This window comes from Paenibacillus tundrae (genome assembly GCF_036884255.1).
In the GTDB taxonomy this organism is placed as follows: domain Bacteria; phylum Bacillota; class Bacilli; order Paenibacillales; family Paenibacillaceae; genus Paenibacillus.
The window spans coordinates 4,836,646-4,854,396 of sequence record NZ_CP145605.1 but is presented as its reverse complement, the minus strand read 5'-3'; the positions used below and the strand labels follow the sequence as shown (position 1 = coordinate 4,854,396).

The 17,751-nt window shown below is 41.8% G+C and carries 17 protein-coding genes; 14 read left to right on the top strand and 3 right to left on the bottom strand.

Annotation, left to right across the window (positions count from 1 at the left end; translation table 11 throughout):
• Positions 1–224: 224 nt before the first annotated feature.
• Positions 225–4,307 carry a hypothetical protein gene (locus V6W81_RS21825; RefSeq protein ID WP_338540372.1) on the top strand — a complete coding sequence of 1,361 codons (4,083 nt, stop codon included), beginning with the start codon at positions 225–227 and terminating at the stop codon, positions 4,305–4,307.
• Between the two features lie 32 nt (positions 4,308–4,339).
• Here the strand turns inward: V6W81_RS21825 and V6W81_RS21820 are convergent, their stop codons facing one another.
• A complete protein-coding gene (locus V6W81_RS21820) occupies positions 4,340–4,555 on the bottom strand; it encodes a helix-turn-helix domain-containing protein (protein WP_338540371.1) in 216 nt (71 codons plus the stop codon).
• A 108-nt stretch (positions 4,556–4,663) separates the two neighbouring features.
• Between V6W81_RS21820 and V6W81_RS21815 the strand changes: the two genes are divergently transcribed.
• From V6W81_RS21815 to V6W81_RS21775, 9 genes are all read left to right on the top strand, one after another.
• Positions 4,664–4,933: a hypothetical protein gene (locus tag V6W81_RS21815; protein ID WP_338540370.1), complete on the top strand. Its 270-nt coding sequence runs from the start codon at positions 4,664–4,666 to the stop codon at positions 4,931–4,933.
• Between the two features lie 211 nt (positions 4,934–5,144).
• On the top strand, positions 5,145–6,182 hold the full coding sequence (locus V6W81_RS21810; RefSeq protein ID WP_338540369.1) for an ROK family protein: 1,038 nt from the start codon (positions 5,145–5,147) through the stop codon (positions 6,180–6,182).
• Positions 6,183–6,442: 260 nt separating this feature from the next.
• Positions 6,443–7,642: an MFS transporter gene (locus tag V6W81_RS21805; RefSeq protein ID WP_338544042.1), complete on the top strand. Its 1,200-nt coding sequence runs from the start codon at positions 6,443–6,445 to the stop codon at positions 7,640–7,642.
• 340 nt (positions 7,643–7,982) lie between these two features.
• Complete coding sequence (locus tag V6W81_RS21800; protein ID WP_145046762.1) at positions 7,983–8,288, top strand: DUF2089 family protein; 306 nt, start codon at positions 7,983–7,985, stop codon at positions 8,286–8,288.
• Positions 8,288–8,461 carry a hypothetical protein gene (locus tag V6W81_RS21795; RefSeq protein WP_164848771.1) on the top strand — a complete coding sequence of 58 codons (174 nt, stop codon included), beginning with the start codon at positions 8,288–8,290 and terminating at the stop codon, positions 8,459–8,461. The genes V6W81_RS21800 and V6W81_RS21795 overlap by 1 nt, the downstream gene beginning before the upstream one ends.
• 112 nt (positions 8,462–8,573) lie before the next feature.
• Entirely contained in the window at positions 8,574–8,876 is a 303-nt protein-coding gene (locus V6W81_RS21790; RefSeq protein WP_338540368.1) for an AbrB/MazE/SpoVT family DNA-binding domain-containing protein, read from the top strand.
• The gene (locus V6W81_RS21785; RefSeq protein WP_338540367.1) at positions 8,873–9,208 is read left to right on the top strand and encodes a type II toxin-antitoxin system PemK/MazF family toxin; all 336 of its coding nucleotides are present in this window, start codon (positions 8,873–8,875) and stop codon (positions 9,206–9,208) included. Before V6W81_RS21790 ends, V6W81_RS21785 begins: the two co-directional genes overlap by 4 nt.
• A gap of 139 nt (positions 9,209–9,347) precedes the next feature.
• Entirely contained in the window at positions 9,348–9,929 is a 582-nt protein-coding gene (locus tag V6W81_RS21780) for a hypothetical protein (RefSeq protein WP_338540366.1), read from the top strand.
• A gap of 28 nt (positions 9,930–9,957) precedes the next feature.
• Complete coding sequence (locus V6W81_RS21775; protein WP_338540365.1) at positions 9,958–10,263, top strand: hypothetical protein; 306 nt, start codon at positions 9,958–9,960, stop codon at positions 10,261–10,263.
• 251 nt (positions 10,264–10,514) lie between these two features.
• Here V6W81_RS21775 and V6W81_RS21770 read toward each other — a convergent pair whose 3' ends face one another.
• On the bottom strand, positions 10,515–10,931 hold the full coding sequence (locus tag V6W81_RS21770; protein WP_338540364.1) for a hypothetical protein: 417 nt from the start codon (positions 10,929–10,931) through the stop codon (positions 10,515–10,517).
• Positions 10,932–11,343: 412 nt separating this feature from the next.
• On the opposite strand from V6W81_RS21770, the gene V6W81_RS21765 reads away from it, so the two are divergent.
• On the top strand, positions 11,344–13,404 hold the full coding sequence (locus tag V6W81_RS21765; RefSeq protein WP_338540363.1) for a methyl-accepting chemotaxis protein: 2,061 nt from the start codon (positions 11,344–11,346) through the stop codon (positions 13,402–13,404).
• A gap of 92 nt (positions 13,405–13,496) precedes the next feature.
• Here the strand turns inward: V6W81_RS21765 and V6W81_RS21760 are convergent, their stop codons facing one another.
• On the bottom strand, positions 13,497–13,859 hold the full coding sequence (locus V6W81_RS21760) for an iron-sulfur cluster biosynthesis family protein (RefSeq protein WP_056701528.1): 363 nt from the start codon (positions 13,857–13,859) through the stop codon (positions 13,497–13,499).
• Between the two features lie 317 nt (positions 13,860–14,176).
• Here V6W81_RS21760 and V6W81_RS21755 point away from each other — a divergent pair, with 317 nt between their 5' ends.
• The 3 genes from V6W81_RS21755 to V6W81_RS21745 all read left to right on the top strand — a co-directional run bounded on the left by V6W81_RS21755 (position 14,177) and on the right by V6W81_RS21745 (position 17,735).
• Positions 14,177–15,127, top strand: coding sequence for a metallophosphoesterase family protein (locus V6W81_RS21755; protein ID WP_338540362.1), 951 nt, complete (start codon positions 14,177–14,179; stop codon positions 15,125–15,127).
• A gap of 126 nt (positions 15,128–15,253) precedes the next feature.
• Complete coding sequence (locus V6W81_RS21750) at positions 15,254–16,282, top strand: LacI family DNA-binding transcriptional regulator (RefSeq protein WP_338540361.1); 1,029 nt, start codon at positions 15,254–15,256, stop codon at positions 16,280–16,282.
• A 181-nt stretch (positions 16,283–16,463) separates the two neighbouring features.
• Positions 16,464–17,735, top strand: coding sequence for an ABC transporter substrate-binding protein (locus tag V6W81_RS21745; protein WP_056701535.1), 1,272 nt, complete (start codon positions 16,464–16,466; stop codon positions 17,733–17,735).
• Positions 17,736–17,751: the final 16 nt, after the last annotated feature.

The window sequence follows — 17,751 nt, the reverse complement described above, 5'->3', positions numbered from 1 at the left end:
TTGAAACTAAAAGACTGGTTGTTGAAGTGCCGGGGATAACACGAATTTAACTATATTTGAAATCTAAGAGGCAAGAGTGTTAATTACTGTTTTTTTTATTGTTATCACTGTAAGGGGAAATTATCTAGTACTATTAAGGTGTATAAAGGGAATGAGTATTCAGCTAAACTTAAAATGGTAATATTGTTTAAAAGAATTCAATTATAGTAGAGGAGAGCTATAAAATGAGTGACAATGAGGGATTTGCTAAATCAGATATAGGAGCTCAAGCAGCTTGGAGAGGGTTCTCTTCACAAACGTTGTACATCGCTTATCGTTTAATGTCTAATACTCAGAACTATGACTTTTATCCAGAAGATATTGAAGATTTAGTTATAAAAAATGAAGGGAAAATAATAGAGGCAATACAAATTAAAAACATTTCATCGGACTTAACCCTCTCATCCTTAGCTTCCGCGAAATCTTCTCTCGGAGGAGAAGGATTTTATCAAAGAGTATGTAGCATACATAAAGCAGATAATTCCTTTTCAAAAGTAAGAGTTGTTTATTTTAATAATTTAGGAGAGGAATTAAAAGGATTAATAGATGGAGAAATTAGTTGTGAAAAATCAGTTTTGAAAAAATTGACTGAAAATCACGATCTTACACTAGAATCAGCAAAATGGTTAATCTCATCTTTAGTGTTTGAAAAAGTAAATATTGAAGATCTTCAAAAACAAATATTAAAACAGTTAAAAGACTTTGTACCAGTGATGGCTGCTCCTGATCTTGCTTATTCATTGCTTATCCAATATGTTTCTGATCTATCAAATAAAAAAGGAAGTACTAGTCTCAAGTTATGGGAGGAGCAAATACACCAAATTGGCAGAGATATTTCTGCAATAGACGGTTACTACAAAGAATATAACAATTCCTTAATAAGACTATGTGATATCGTTACAGACAAAAGTTACAATCAGCTTAAAGTTGAGTTCGATCAAGGTGTATCTACACATCCCTCTCATGTACGTAATAAACTGGATTTAAGTAGACGAAATTGGATTGACAAGATTAGTCTTAAAATTGAACCTAATAAAGCGGTAATCATAAGAGGGGTTTCTGGGCAGGGTAAAACAACTCTTTGTTATCGTTATTTACTTGATCATTATCCAGAACAATTAATTTTTTGCATACGCTCAATCTCTTCTACTAGGCAAGCAGAAAATTTAGCTAATGCTTTAAAAGGTATTACTAAGCACACTGGAAATCTAATCGTGTACATAGATGTCCATCCAGGAGAACAACAATGGATAATCCTAGTACAAGAACTACAGGCACGTGGCATTGCTGTTCCTGTGTTAGTTTCTATACGTGAAGAGGACTTTAGAATGACTCCTATTGACTCAAGTTCGGTAAGTATTCAAATTATTGATTTAAACCTTACTATGAAAGAAGCGATGTCAATTTATCAGACAATTATAGATTCATCGCCACATGCTTACTTTCGGAGTTTTGAAGAAGCGTGGGCTAGATTTGGTGGAAATGGTCCATTAATGGAATTTGTATACCTGCTTACGAATAATCAAACATTGAAACAACGGTTAAGAGCTCAGATTGAAAATTTGTTAAGAGAAGGACATCCTGACTCATGGTTTTTATTATTACAACTTGTTAGTTTTGCAGGGAAAATTGGTTGTCCCCTTTATATTGAACATATAAAAAAAGTTGTTGGTATTAATAATCTATTTTCTGCTATCCAAAGGTTTAGTAATGAGTACTTGATAAAATCTTCAGATGATAATTTGTTTTTAGAATCTCTTCACCCACAGAGAGCGTTAATAGTTTCGGAAATTATTCACGAAATTATTGGAGAGGATTCCCGCAGGCTTTTACTTTTATCTCTGGATTGTTTGGATAGTAAATATTATCAATATATTTTAATGGATTACTTCAGCAAAAATTCTTACTCTAAAGAACTTGTTGCTTTAATTTCATTAAAAGGACAGAAGGATTGGATAGCTTGTGCGGGCTTAATTAAAACGATGTTATGGTTGGATGTCAAGCGGTATGTAGAAACTAATCAAGAAGCGATTCAAGTAATTAAGAATAAATATGGTATTGGTTGGATTAAATATATGCCTGTGGATATTTCAGGATACTTACGACCTAACGAATTTATTATTGAAAGAATTAATGAAGATGAGTCAAGAAAAGAGATTGAAACAATAAAGAAATTATTGACTTCTCTACAGATTGATTATGAAGCTACAGATTTATTAGCCCACAATCTGAAAATTCCTTTTAACATGCCGATGTATGATAAAGAATGGTCACAACTAGGATACTCTTTATTTTGGTTAGCAAAGCGTGGTAAAAAAATAGACATTCCTTTCTCAGTAGATAAAATTATTGATGAAATGAGTACTGGTGATGTTAAGTCAAAGGCAGAGGCTTTAAGAGGACTTCATGAGATCCTTAATGAAGAATTATTTACCTCAGCAAGGAATACATTGTCTTCAAGAATAATAAAAGACTATTGTGTAATAAACTTGGATATTTCTGAGTCAGTCGTACAGTGCTATTTTATACCACCTGTTTTTAATGATTATTATAAGATAGGGCAAGCAAAATCATCTAAAACAAATTTCAACTTTTTTTGGAGAAGTAAGATGACAGATTTACTTGATCAGGTATTTCCTGAAAAAGAGTATATAGAGGTTAAGTTAATTGGAACTGATTTATTGCGGGATATTGGAATTGATGCATATGATAACGAGTCTAATATCAATAAGAAAAATCGTCCTAATCTATGGATTATGGAACTTAATGCTTGGGAACAGACGAGAATAGATTATTTAGATAGACCCGATACATGGACACAATATGTAATGCACGTAGACCAGATAAGAAAAAAATCAAAGGAACTTATTTATTTTACCATTGACTATTTAGATTTCATCTACAAGAAGAAACGACACGATAATTTACGTTGGGATAGGGTGGTAGAGACTCTAAAAGAGTTTAAGCATGTTATGAACAAGGAAATCCTATTACCAAAAACTGCAGTTGATCCTTATTGCCTAATCAGAGAGAAAATGAACCTTGATCTCAATGCCGGAAATATTGATATTTTAAACAAACTTGGTATTGTCTCGGAATTTATGGAAATCTCAATAAATCAGTATATGAATTTTGAAAAGGGGTTTTATGGAACCCATAGAAAATTAGTTTACTTTTACGATCAAATTGCAGAAACCATTATTGCAAGACTAAAAGGAGATGGTTTAGATCATATTAAGAACTCACGCTTGGCGCTTATAAACCTATTTAATGCTGTGAAATCATTAACAATAATGCAAAATGAGTATGAATCACTGTTTAGAGAATACGGAACAATTGAGGAAATCTTACGTAAAGAGGAAACTGAAGGAATGCTCGTTTTATTAAATATGTGGATACATGTTGTTAATCATCCAATTAAGGGCGTTTCCATAGCATATGCTGCTAGAGAAAAGTATAAACAATCGAACGAAAGGATTAAAAGAGCTTTTGAAGTAGCATTTGAAAGAATTGAAGGGGAAACTGTATCCATTGATCAAGATTTATATGTTATTAGTAAAGTTGAGGATTTAAGTGATTCTAGCACTATAGAGGATGAATATACAAGAATAGTTCTCACATTACGTGGGGCACTCAAATCAGCTATACCATACAACAGTTGTAGATGGATATTAGAAACTAAATTATCAAATATAATATTTGTACCCATTTATAACGGTGCACCACTGTCAAATGGTTTTTTAATACCGCATTATCGGCTACTTGATGTAGAAGAAGAATTAGTCTCAAAACCAATGTTTCCGATTGAATTACCGAATGAAATTTTTTCATATTTGGATCTTGAGTTCGTAGAATTAGAAAAGTGGAGGCTAGCTACAGGTTATTTGGGTATTATTAGGCTTTTACTCACACAGTACAATCACTTTATTGAAACGGCACTAGCTTCAAATAAATTATGTGAAGAAGGAATAGCGGAGTATTTGAAAATCTTCAGTGCTCAATTTTCTCAGATGTTAACGGAATTTATAGATAATATGAAGCCTTCTTTAAAACTACTTGAGTTAGTGATGGATACAGAAATATTTGAATTGGTTGAAATTATTCAGAAAGCTCTAGATGAAATAGGCGAAATTCAAGAATCTTTATCTAAACTCGAGACGGTGGTAAACTTTGAAAGAATTATTGACCCCATTATTGTTTGTATAATTCTTTTGCAGAGTCACATAATTAGAGGGAATCAAGCTAGAATTAGTTTAAATGACTTATAATATAATCCAATTGTTTCAAAATTATCAATCAATTAATCTTCCCGAATCTCAATAATCTCCCTAATGTCATCAATACCCAACGCTTCCGCAATTCGCTCAATATGAGCAAAGTTGATGTTCTCTCGTTTACCAGACTGTAGCTCACTTAATGCAGCGTGGCGAATATCAGACAAGCGTGCCAATTCTCGCAGTGAGATGTTATGTTTCTCCGTGAGTTTATGTATATTGACGACAACTTTTTTAGCCATGAGTATCACTCCTAAAATTTCCATATGGTCTTGACGTTACGCATGAGCGTACCATATACTTTTTGTATAACTGGTACTCTTATGCGTACCAATTTTAGGAGTGGTAACATGGCAAGTACCAACACCGAGGATCTTACTTCACAGTACGCTCAACTCGTCCGATTAGAAGACGATTACGTGGATCAACTGGTCACCTGCAACAAGCTCATCTTGGACGCGATGGACATCATCGCAAAGCGTGCAAAGGTGCTGCACATGGACACAGTTAAGCAAGCAGCATACCATCTCCACAACATGGAGCAGGATCTGAACCGTAAGTTATTTGAAGTCAGACTGAAGAAAAGCATCTTGGCAAACCGCATGAGACAGTCTACATAGCCACAATTGTAATGAGGGACAGTATAGTTCATCTTAGGATGACATTAAGCTGTCCTTTCCCATTTCCAACAAAACCGTTTTCGTTTCCAAATAAAGCATTGACTTTCTTCACTAATCCACCTAAACTGTCAATTATTAAAAGACTTTTAAAAACAATGTTTGAACATTTTAGAATCATGTGAAATGAATGACGGGAGGCGCACATCTAACAATGTTACCAACATCACACAACACCCAACAGGTGAAGCGAATTAACGTTGAACTCGTGAAGAATACGCTCAGAACGATCGGTGTGGGTACGAAGGCTTCCATCGCGAATTTAACGAAACTCAGCGTGGCGACATGCGGCACGATCCTGAATGAGTTGCTTCAGACAGGTGAGATCGTGGATCTGGGTCCGGATGAATCAAGCGGGGGAAGACCAGCAAGTCGGTATCAATTTAATGCTGATTATGCGAGTGTGCTATGCCTCATTATTCGAACGGAAGGCGGTATCCATTCGATTACACATACGCATTCGAACCTGAACGGAGAGTGGTCAGATGAGCAGACGCTCATGCTGGATGAGATCAATGTGACGGTGGTTGAGGATCTGATTGCAAAGCTGATTGAACAGCACCACAACGTACAGGCGATTGGTATTGGTATACCCGGTGTGGCACACAACGGCGTGATTGGTCTCTGTGATGTACCGGAGCTAATGTTTCAACCGCTGGGTCAGAGACTCAAGGAGCAATATGAAGATGTAGAAGTGGTCATTGGCAACGACATGAACTTGACGGTGTACGGGCTCTATAACCAGCAACAATTTGAGGAAGAGAAGAATTTTGCGGTTGTGACGTTTCCAGAGAATCATTTTCCGGGTGCGGGTTTTATCATTGACGGTCGTCCACTGACGGGGAACACAGACTTTGGGGGTGAGGTGTCCTTCCTGCCTTTTGGTGTGTCCCGAGAAGAACAGTTGCGCATGTTGAAAACAACCGATGGGGTGAAGGAACTGGTAATCCGCACGTTAGTTTCCATTATTGCGATCATCAACCCTGCCACGATTGTGGTCACAGGAGACACGATGAACCCAGCGATGCTGGATGACCTCACACAAGGTTGTCTGGATCACTTGATTCCGCAGGAGCACATGCCCGAGCTGATCATCCAGCAAGATACGCGGCATGCATATGTTACTGGACTGGTGGCTGTGACGCTTGAGAGCTTAACCTACCGCATTCAGGTTATTGAGAAGCAGTGGTAGGTACTACTTTTATATAAGTTAAGCAAAGCTTTTACACGATAGCGGAGAGTGCAGTAGCAATCTGAAGAGCACGTTTATCACCGGATTTTCCCCTTTAGGAGGGGATCAGCAAAATCTGGGGATAACAGTGATCGGAAGAGGGTACTGCAATCGCAGTGGTGAAGTGTAATCATTTTTTTCTGAACTTACAGGAGGAACTTATTTTGAGTCAGCAAGTAGATACCCAAGGGAGTAAGAGAAAGTTCAACAAGCTATACGCGATGCAACTGGCAACGATCTTTCTGGGCTTTATCGTATTTGGTATATCGGAAAATATTAAGGGGCCAGCCATTCCGCGCATTCAATTCGACTTCAATCTCGATGAGAAACAGCTCGGTACGTTGTTGTCCCTGAACGCACTAGGGTATCTGATCGCCTGTTCGTTCACGGCTATATTGGTTCGCAAATGGGGCATCAAGGCGGTAAGCATTATTTCGTTTGCCTCCATGATCCTCTCGGGTGTGTTTATTTATGTGTCGCATACATATCCGCTCTTTGCCTCATCCTATTTCTTCATGTACATCGGTAACGGGATGCTTGAAATCGCACTAGCGATTCTGGGTGCACGGATTTTTGTGAAAAACACAGGTATGATGATGAACTTATCTCATTTCTTCTATGGATTGAGTTCAACAGTTGCTCCGTTGCTCGCGACAGGAGTGATGTCCCTGAAGGTGTTTGGACACGAACTGGATTGGCGCGGCATGTATCTGGTGATGCTGTCACTCTGTCTATTGCCGATCATTGCGGCACTGCGTAGCAAGTTTCCAGGGGATGATCTTGCTCACGAAGATCGGACTTCTCTCAAGACATTAACGCGTGATCCAGCGATCTGGCTGATGGTGATGATTCTTTCTTTTGGCGTAGTATCGGAGCTTGCGGTTGGGGGTTGGCTCGTTAACTTCCTGGAGAAAGCCTATACATGGGACACCGTGAAAGCTTCTGGATTGTTATCTGCGTTCTTCCTCGCTTTCTCGCTGGGACGTTTGTTGCTTGGACCACTGACAGACCGGATCGGATTTGTATTGTCCCTGATTGTGTTCTCGGCATTCTCGGCAATATGTACGTTTGCGGCTATCTTGGGAGGAGAGCGTCTAGCTGTACTGTTCGCTGTATCTGGCGCAGGTATTGCGATGATCTATCCTACCGTTATGGCGTTTATCGCCAAGCGTTATCCGAATGGCAGTGATACCGCGATAACCTTCACTGTCACCCTAATGGGGGTTGGTAGTGTTATTGGTAACTATATAATCGGCTGGGTCATTGAAGGCGTGAAGCAAATGTACGGTGCGACAACGCAGCTCGGTCTACTGCGCGGACTTCAGGCGGGCTATGGATTTATTGGACTGTGTGCAGTCATCTGTGCGGTGTCTGGCATCGTGTTGTACGTGTATTTGAAAAGAAGACAGGAACTCATCTGACCACAGAAATATGGCATCTTAATAGGTAAATGAATATGATCCAAGCACTGACGAACTTGTCCCTTTAGGGGCATAATTGTCAGTGTTTTTTTGCGTCATCTGAGTGATGGGATTACACATCGAGGAATTCTTGTAGTAAGGGCACAGGGTACATCCCGAGTTACAGCAATTTTTTTAAATTTACTGATGTTTAAGCTTATTCTGTCATTAGAGTAGGAAGTAGTCATAATATTCAACTGAAATCATTTATAATATTAAAGGGGACATAATCATTGATTTTAACAAAGTTAAAGTTTATTATAATAATATTAAAGTAAATACGTGTTAAGGAGGTTTCCTTATGACGATCAAAAGTGTCCCTGAATGGATGATTAATCTCGATGAAGAGGATGTTACATTTATCAAAAAATTCATTCTTCAATCCGGATCGCTGAAGCAAATCGCCTCCATTTATCAAGTTACATACCCGACAGTTCGTCTCAGACTCGACCGATTAATTCAGAAGATCCAGATTACGGAAAGGGAAGATCAGGATCCGTTCATCTCTCTCGTTAAGAGACTGGCCATCAACGATAAGATTGATTTTGAAACAGCCAAGCTGCTTGTCAACGAATACCACAATTCGAAGAATAAAGGAGAGAGGTAATGATGACGGTTACTTTAATAACAATAATTATTGTCCCCTTGCTCATGTTGGTGGGAGCTTTAGCATTATTTTTCGTCATTAGATATTTTATTAAATATAACGCCCAAGTGAATAAGAGAAAGAGCCCACAACAAGAAGAGTTGGATCGAATGAAAATTGAAGATCTGAAGTAAAGTCAAGACGTCGTTCATTGATTTATGATTTGTTGTATTTAATAACTAAGGTATCCTTTTTCTCGCTTGTGTATATCATATGGATATACAGTGGTAGAAAGGTGGGGTATAATTGGATCATCAATCCAAAGAAAGGCGTGTTATTGCCATGACCACAGCCACACTCAGCAAGTGGGGAAATAGCAGTGCAATTCGTATTCCAAACCAATTGCTTAAGCGCCTCAATCTTCAGGAAGGTGCGGAGATCGAAATTCTGGTAACAGCAGATAATGAATTACTACTGCGGCCTAAGACCAATCCTGTGGAGTCTAATGAAGAGCTTCGTACACATCTACAAACACTTCTGTCCAAAGTAAAGCAGGATGCACGACATGAAGAAATAGAACTGGGCGTGGAAGGGAAAGAATTATTTTGAAAATTCCTAAACGCGGTGATCTGATTTGGCTTGATTTTGATCCGCAAGCTGGCCATGAACAGGCAGGAAGACGTTCAGCCGTTGTTTTATCGGAACAAGATTTCAATGAAATAACAGGTTTTGCTGTTGTATGTCCTATTACAAGCCAATCTAAGGATTACCCCTTTGAAGTGGCTTTGCCTGCAGAACTTCCTTTTTCAGGGGTTGTCCTGACAGATCAGTTGAAGAGCCTTGATGTAAGGCAGCGACGAATAACAATCGAAGGCCATGCTGAACCAAACTCTGAGTTCATGCAATCGATTTTACGCAATGTTCGTTCCATCCTAGCATAATCATAAACGACTTCATGTTGAAATCCATGTCTGACTTCAGAAATGGGTTTCTTTTTGATGTTTTGTACAAGTGAGTGTAACTTTTCATAGGCAAGTACCATCTAGTATATATACGGTTTGAAGGTAGGGGGCGAATGGGATGAAAAACAAACCATTTGTATTCGGTGTGTTGATCATCGTTCTAATCGCAGGCATCAGTTACATTATTGCAGATCAGACGATTGAGGACAGGGTTAACACCATTAGCAGCGACCATCATGTCTTCACAGACTATGAAGAACTGGCGGAACATGCTGACTTCATCGTTGAGGTGACCGCAACGGATGAGTCTACTCAGGTGATTGAGGATAAGAGTGGAATGGGAAGAGGTCATACAGTGACTCGTGTAGCGATCAATCAAGCTTTTGCGAATTCAACTCAGCGGGAGCTTCATGATCAACTTGATATTCTGGAGCCTACGTATGTCATGCGCAATAGAGGGCTTTATACGGGTGTAACTCGTTATAACTATGGTCACTATACCCCCATGTATGCGGATCAGCGGTATGTCTTGTTCCTGACTTGGGATGATAAACGGCAAGGATACTGGGTGCGTTCGTTAGAGCAGGGTAAGTTCAATGTAGATCATAGAGATACAGAAGAGCAGGCGACCAGAGCCAACAATCCGCAGCTACAAGCACTGAAGACAGATGTATTACAACATTTAGCTTACTTAGACTAACAATTTACATCTGAAAAATGGTGTACTAATGACTAAGAAGTGGGGTGAAGTTACGAGAATACTCAAGAGTGGTCTAATTGTTGTGGCCATTATAATTATGGCGTCCGTAACGTGGTACAACTCATATCAGAAGGACATGCGTGAACTGGAAGAAAGGCTACGAACCCATTTAATTGTTGATCAAGGTGTGGATGAGAAGCGTATTGTAAGTATTGAAGCACGGCGTAGCAAGATGCCGATGTATCCTGTTGTGGTGCAATTCAATGATACTCCCCAAGAATACATCTATGTGTTTCAAACTGATCAGTGGATACAGCTGACGCCTGAACCCTGACAGCACAAGCTCCCAGTGCGTAGTGATGACGGCGATCAGTCGAACCAACGGAATGCACGGAGGAGCTGAGACCAAGCGCGTAAACTTCAATGGTTTAATAATATCCATGCCTCTCTCCCAAAAAAACAACAAAAAGAAGCCTGACTACTGAATGTCAGGCTCTTTCTAATTTCTTTAATGATTCATCTTAACGGGTTCTTAAGCTGAGGAATAAGAGCTACGAACAAGATAAACAATACCACACGCTTAATCTACAATCTCAGACTCCGCTGATCATATTGCCGGGCATCCTGCTCTTGCTTCAAATAGCGTTTAATTGGTTGATGCAGCAGCAGTACAAGTAACATGAAGAAGTGCAATACAACCAAGAAATTTTGTAGGAAGACTAATCCGAAGAAGAGTGTCATGCTCATGAAGGTGATCGTCAGCTTATATCGTCTCTTCGAAATATACACGATAGTCAGGATTGGCGGCCCTACGATGAGTATGATACGAAGCAGGATATTAGCAAATAAGGCAATAAGATCGAACAAAGGTAATCCCGCGTAAGTAGCCCTATACTGAAACAATTCCATAAGTACAGCCACCATGGAAATGATGATGTAGATGGATTGCACCCCTAGTAAAGCACGAATTACATTAAGTAGTGTTGGCATTTTGATATTCAAGACGGTTCTCTCCCTAATCAATATGTAGTTCTCTAATTATACGGTGAGGATGTCATATTTTGTATTAAACCAAAGTCTATATTTTCCAATCGGGCAAATAGAGGCATATGTCCTAAAATAGGTTTGTGGAAGATTCATAATGCACTACATAAGCATGCAAATGCCAAATACTCCTACTTGCGAAATGTGGAATTTATCAGGAGAAGAGGATCATCTTCAATAATAAGATATTCATATCCAATCTAAGCCCTCTTTTCAATTTCAGCCCCTATTTTTGGATAAAAAGGATAGTTGAAAAATATTTTAAATTTAAAACGCTTTCCTTACTGTAGGTTTATATTATATCTGCCGATATAGAATTAACCCATATGAAGTGGGCTTTAATAATGACCTAAAATGGATGGTGAATGTATTGAATTTAATCGCTAAGGCGAGAGAGCGAATGGCCAACATGTCGTTCAAAGTAAAACTGCCGCTGATGATCAGTGTGGTGGTATGTATCGTACTGGCCGCTACAGCTGTGCTGTGTTACAAGGTGGCCGAAAGCATCACACTGGACAAAAGTAAAGATGAGATTCGAGCAACCTCTGACCGGGTTGGTGAGGGTTTATTTGCTACTTTAAGTATGGAGGAACAATCTACATTTCTGATTACGACACACGGAATCTTTCGGGATTTGTTAGACATTCGAAATCAAGAAGGACAAAATACAGAAGCTTTTTTTGCGGACAATAGTGAAATGATAGATCAAGCGAATGGAATACTGGCGGATAATCTGGCAGGTATGGAGGGCAATAGTACCATTATCTTACTGGATCGTAACGGGGTCGTGGTAGCATCGAACAATCCCGAAGCGCTTCAGGGTGACCGGTCGGATCGTTTGTATTTCCAACAAGCTATGGAAGGCAAGAACATCATCAGTGAAGGTGTAATTTCGAAGTCGTTAGGAACACTGGGCAACGTCTTCGCTATGCCGATCTATGATGAGAATAATCAAGTGCTGGGCATACTCACTTCGGTGGTATCCACTGCGTTCTTCGTAGATCAACTGCAGAGTATTAAAATTAATGATGCTGGAAAAGTTATTGTTCTGGATCGTGTAGGAACGGTAATCTACCACTCAGCAGATGAGAAATTGATTAGCCAGAAGATGGCGGATGGGGAATATCAGTCGTTGGTTGATCTGCCTGCAAGTGATCAACTGCAACAGGGTGAGGTCAGCACTGACGATAAAGTCGTATTTTACTCCAAGATTCCACGATCTGATTGGACGATTATTGTGGAGGACAGCTACGAAGATGTCAAGAAACCGTTAACTGCGATGGCAAACAAGATGTATATCGTTCTATTTGCTGCAATTGCTGTCTCGATCGTATCGGGCATCTTGATCTCGCGCATGGTAACCAAGCCAATCAGCCGTCTGACTGTCCTGTTCAGACAACTCGCGGGTGGTGACTTGACCGTTCAAGCACAGGGAAAATACAGCGGTGAATTCAAGGAATTGGTCGATAGCTTCAACGCTATGGCACAAGGCAATAAACAATTAATCTCCAGGATGAACCATTCCATCGGAGTCTTGAATACTAGCACCACAGAGTTAGATCGTTCCACACAGCAGACGTCAGCATCGATTGCCGATACAACAACAACAGCCGTGGAAATCTCGCGCGCTATGGAGTCTCAGGCGAATGATACCGAAGCGATTGTTAATAAATTCATGAACGTAGGCGACAAGATCGCGAGCGTGAACGAAATGTCGCAAGAAGTGAAGCAGAAGGCGGATGGCATTACAGATGCCTTCCAGAATAACCATGCCGTGATTGATGCACTCATTATGGTCAATGATCAGAATGAGGCTGAAGTGCACAATATTTCGCAGACAACCCTTCAGCTTGCGGAGAGCTCTTCCGATATTCATCAGATCACGGGTACCATCTCGGAGATTGCGACGCAGACGAAGTTGTTAGCACTCAATGCATCCATTGAAGCAGCAAGAGCAGGGGAGCATGGACGCGGCTTCGCCGTAGTGGCATCCGAGATTCGCAAGCTTGCGGAGCAGACCACGTCCCAATCAGAGAATATTAGCCGCATTGTGACCCAGACGATTGAGCATGTGGAGCAAAATAACCGCAGCGTTCAAGCAATTGAGACGATTACGGAGCAACAGAAGCATAGCGTGAATCAGACGAAGCAGACCTTTAATTTCGTCACAGAGCATATGAATGACCTCATGGATCAGGTCCAAGCCATTGCCTCCCAGATTGAATCCATTGAACGAGATAAGGATGACGTCTTGGGTGCAGCACAGAACTTGTCCGCTTCAGGTGAGCAAGTATCCGCTTCTGTGGAGGAAGTGACCGCGACGATGCAGGAACAGTCTGGCATGACAGGACATCTTGCCGAGATGGTGGATACGATCAATGGTCTGACAGAGCAGCTTGCTGCAGAATCAGCGAAGTTCAAAACCGAATAGTATGCTAAAAATGGATTCACTCAAAAACCTCCATTCCCATGTATGATAGGGATGGAGGTTTTTGGGTTTTTGTGCATTTTTATGCTATATTTTTATCGTACATACCATGCAGTTGGCTGCGGAGCAACTTCTGCCGTGTCCCGAAGATCGTACACCTTCACATTGCTACCATAGATCATGGAATCGCTGCATAGGCGAAAGCAGGGGAAGCTGTTTTCCGACTGCAGGCGTAGGCTAGGCTCAAAATAAATTTGCTGCTGCTTGTTGATGAGAAAAGGGAGCGTACTGGATTCAATCGGGATGTCATCGCTGTCCGGTTCATTAACGATCAGGAGTACAGCAATACCGTCACATCCACATCCATCCGTGTCATAAAATAGCTTGAAATAGCCCGGCTGATCCTTGAGTTTTGCGCTAAGTCGTGATTCTGCCAATGGGCTAACCTGAATGATCATACAACGTTCACACTCCTCTAATCACCAATTGAATTCGCTTACATTAATAATGTATGGAGAATCACTGGCAAATAGAAGATGAAATCGAGAACGAAACGGAGAAAAACAAATATGTATTGTCTTCATCACGCGAATCATGAACAATACAAGAAGTAACCGTGGAAGACTCGGGTACTAAGTTAAGAAATAACGTAAAGATTTAACCGAGAGACAACTCATGAGCTAGCCCAACATATAGTTGAAGAAGTAGACTAAGGAGTAGTTCAGAAATAACAGGAAATAGTTAAGTCATTGTTAGGAGCAAGGAGGTATCATCATTGAGAATTATTACGCTGCAAGAGCACCCGATTGAAACCTTTGGTTATCTGAATGCCGTCCCAGGCGGAGAAGTGCAAGCGGCACAACTGCCCATTTATCTTGGCACTATCTCAGGTCTTCCGAAAGGAATGGATGCGCTGATTGTAAGCTCGGATTTGCAGGGGATTGTGCCTCTGCCTTACGTCAGAGAGGATGCTAAGATTACTGCGGATTCAGACGTTCATATTTCTCCAGATATATCATCTCAAGATGAACGAACATTGAACATGGATGAGGATTGTTTACTAGGCGAGATGTTACCGGATTATGTGCGCTTGCTACTTGAAGTGGAGATGCCTGAGATCGATCCGAATCGAGTGGGGGTATTGCTATGTGGTGACCTATATGCCCGGCGCGGGAAAAGGGGAGCCAGCGGCAATCCGGTTCCCGTCTGGCTTGCCTTCAGAGACGCCTTCGGCTGGGTTGCCGGCGTGGACGGCAACCATGATCTCACCGATGAGGCAGGCGCCCATCGGTTGCACAGCGACACGGCCATCCACTACATGGATGCGCCTGTCGTGATTAACGCGAGCCTGCCCTTGGATGGGCTCGCGTCCTCTGCCGCCAGTCAGCCGCTACGCGTTGCTGGCCTTGGCGGCATCATCGGCAGGCCGGACAAGCCGAACCGGCTGCCGGAGAAGCAATACCTGCAATCCTTGAACAAGCTGCTGAAGCAGCAGCCGGATTGCCTCTTACTGCACCAGAGCCCAGGCATTGCCGAGCTCGGGCTGAAGGGTGAAGCATTGATCCGTCAGGCGTTGGAAGCCGGATCGGAAACGGTTGTGTTCTGCGGGCATACCCACTGGCAGACCTCGCTCGTGCAGCTAAACAATGGCACACAAATTGTGAATGCCGACAGTAAGCTGTTTATTTTTACAAGAGAGCAGTATGGAAAGACTGAGAAGGGTTAAAAGCATTCTCATGACATGGCAGGTGAGCCGCTCTGGCTCCAAAGTTGTGGAATGAAACCCGTTTCATCGATAATCCTTATCTGGTATGATAAGCAGGAAAATCAGTGAAAAAGGAAGGTTCTACATATGACACCAATTACGATATATGATATTGCCAAAGAGGCGAACGTATCTGTATCCACGGTTTCCCGGGTGCTGAATGATACGGCACCCGTACGTGCAAGCACGAGGGAAAAGATCATGTCGATTATCGCCAAGCACCAATTTCAACCTAACGCCCAAGCGCGCAGTCTAATTAAAAAAGAAACAGGCACCATTGCAATCATCCTACCAGATATTACGAATCCATTCTTCCCCGAAGTATTCTGGGGCGCAGAGAACGAGGCGCGTGGTCTGGGATATACATTCTTTCTCTGTAACACCGCAGGCGATTACAATCGAGAGTCTGAATACCTGTCCATGCTGCGCGAGAAGCGGGTAGACGGGATTATTTTCCTAGGCGGGCGCATTAATATGCAGTCCTGTCCGGATGACATGGCTCAGGAATTGATTGATGTTGGCAAACGTACGCCGGTTGTACTGGTCAATGGCAATATTGCCAAAGGCGGGTTCCACCGCGTGTATACGGATGAAGGAGTTGGGGCGGCTCTAGCTGCTGAACACTTACTCGAACTGGGACATAAGGACATTGCATTTGTAGGTGGATTGAAGGAGTTAGCGACCACGATGGTTAAGGTCAAGGCTGTTCAGAAAAAGCTCCGTGAGCATGGTCTCGAAATCCCGAAAGACAGGCTCTTATTGGGCAGCTTCTCTATTGATGATGGTAAGCGGGAGATGGCTAAACTCCTGGAGCGTGATAATCCGCCAACAGCAGTCATCTGCGTGAATGATAATACGGCGATTGGTGCAATGAAGACGACCATTGAGCACGGATTATCTATTCCGAGAGATATTTCGATCGTAGGTTTCGATGATACACCGCTCGCAAGTGCTGTGATTCCTGAACTTACAACCGTCTCTCAGAACACATATCAACTGGGCAAACTGGCGGTGGATAAGCTGCATGAGTTGATTAATCAGCGACAAGTGAAGAAGCAAACGATCCTGCAACCTGAACTAATCATACGTCAAAGTACAGGGCCAGCACCACGATGAAAAGGGTTACGTTCTCAAAAAGAAAGCGTTGACATTTTCTCTAAGGGTGAAATATAATGAGTGCGTAAATGAAACCCCTTTCATAAAGTGAATCGGGTTTTATGTTTCAGCTTAATGAAACCCATTTCATGAAATGGGTTTCAATGAAATAATCCATTCATTATCCAAGGGGGCGTACAGTATGAGAAGAAGTTTAAAGGTCATTTCGTTATTGATGCTGGTCATGGTATTTGGTCTGACAGCCTGTAGTAAAGGCGAGAATGGTGGAGCAAGCGGTTCGGAAGGTGGCAAGGTTGATCTAAGTATGACGATCTGGGGCTCAGAGGATGAGAAGAAGATTTATCAGGAACGGCTCGACATTGTGAAACAAACCTATCCGGACATTAACGTGAAGCTCAACGTTGTTGCAGGGGATTATGACCAGAAGGTACAGACGATGATTGCCGGCGGTACTGCACCTGACATCATGATGATTGCCGAGAACTATCAGGCGTACGCCTCTAAGAATCAGATTATTCCGCTCGATGACATGATCAAGGAGCACAATGTGAACATGTCAGAGCGTTATTCAGACGATATCGCGAATTTGATGAAATATGATGGCAAACAATTCGGACTGCCTGACCGCGCTGGCGCGATGGTGCTTTTCTATAACAAAGATCTGTTCGACAAGGCTGGGGTAGAATACCCAACCAAGGAATGGACACAAGAAGATCTGCTGGCGGCAGCTCAGAAGCTGACCGTGCAAGAGAATGGCAAGACGGTTCAATGGGGTTACTATCCAGGTAGCTGGTGGCCGCAATGGATGCAATTGATCTACCAGAACGGTGGCGGAATCTTTGACGAGAATGGTAAACCTTCGTTCAATACAGAGCCTGTCCGCAAAGCGTTGCAGTTCATGAATGACTTAACGTTCGTACACGGTGCAAGCCCGACACCAACGGAGATTGCGGATATGGGAAATATCGGTGCTGACCCATTGTTCGCTCAAGGTAAAATTGCGATGGAAACGACAGGTTTCTGGAATATTGGTTCACTGGCTAAGGTAGAAGGCATCAACTGGGATATCTCTCCGATCTGGGGTGAGACCAATGCGTTCTTCAACGGCTTAACGATTACGAATGCATCCAAACATAAAGAGGAAGCGTTCAAGGTGATCGAAGCACTCACTACACCTGAGGCTCAGATGCCAATGATCAAAGCAGGCCAAGATGCACCAGCAACGAAAGCAGGTCTATCCAGCGACGAGTTCCTTAATGCGGAATATGGTGGCAAAAAAATCAATATGGCTGCTTTCAGTGAATCTACCATTTACGCTGAACCGTTCAATCCACAATGGAATGAAATGATGAAGCTGATCAATGACAAGCTGGGTGTATATTTCAACAACAAAGCTTCACTCGATGATACCGTAAACGAGATTCAGAGTGGACTGGAAAGAATCTATAAATAGAAGTTGTTCAAGAGCG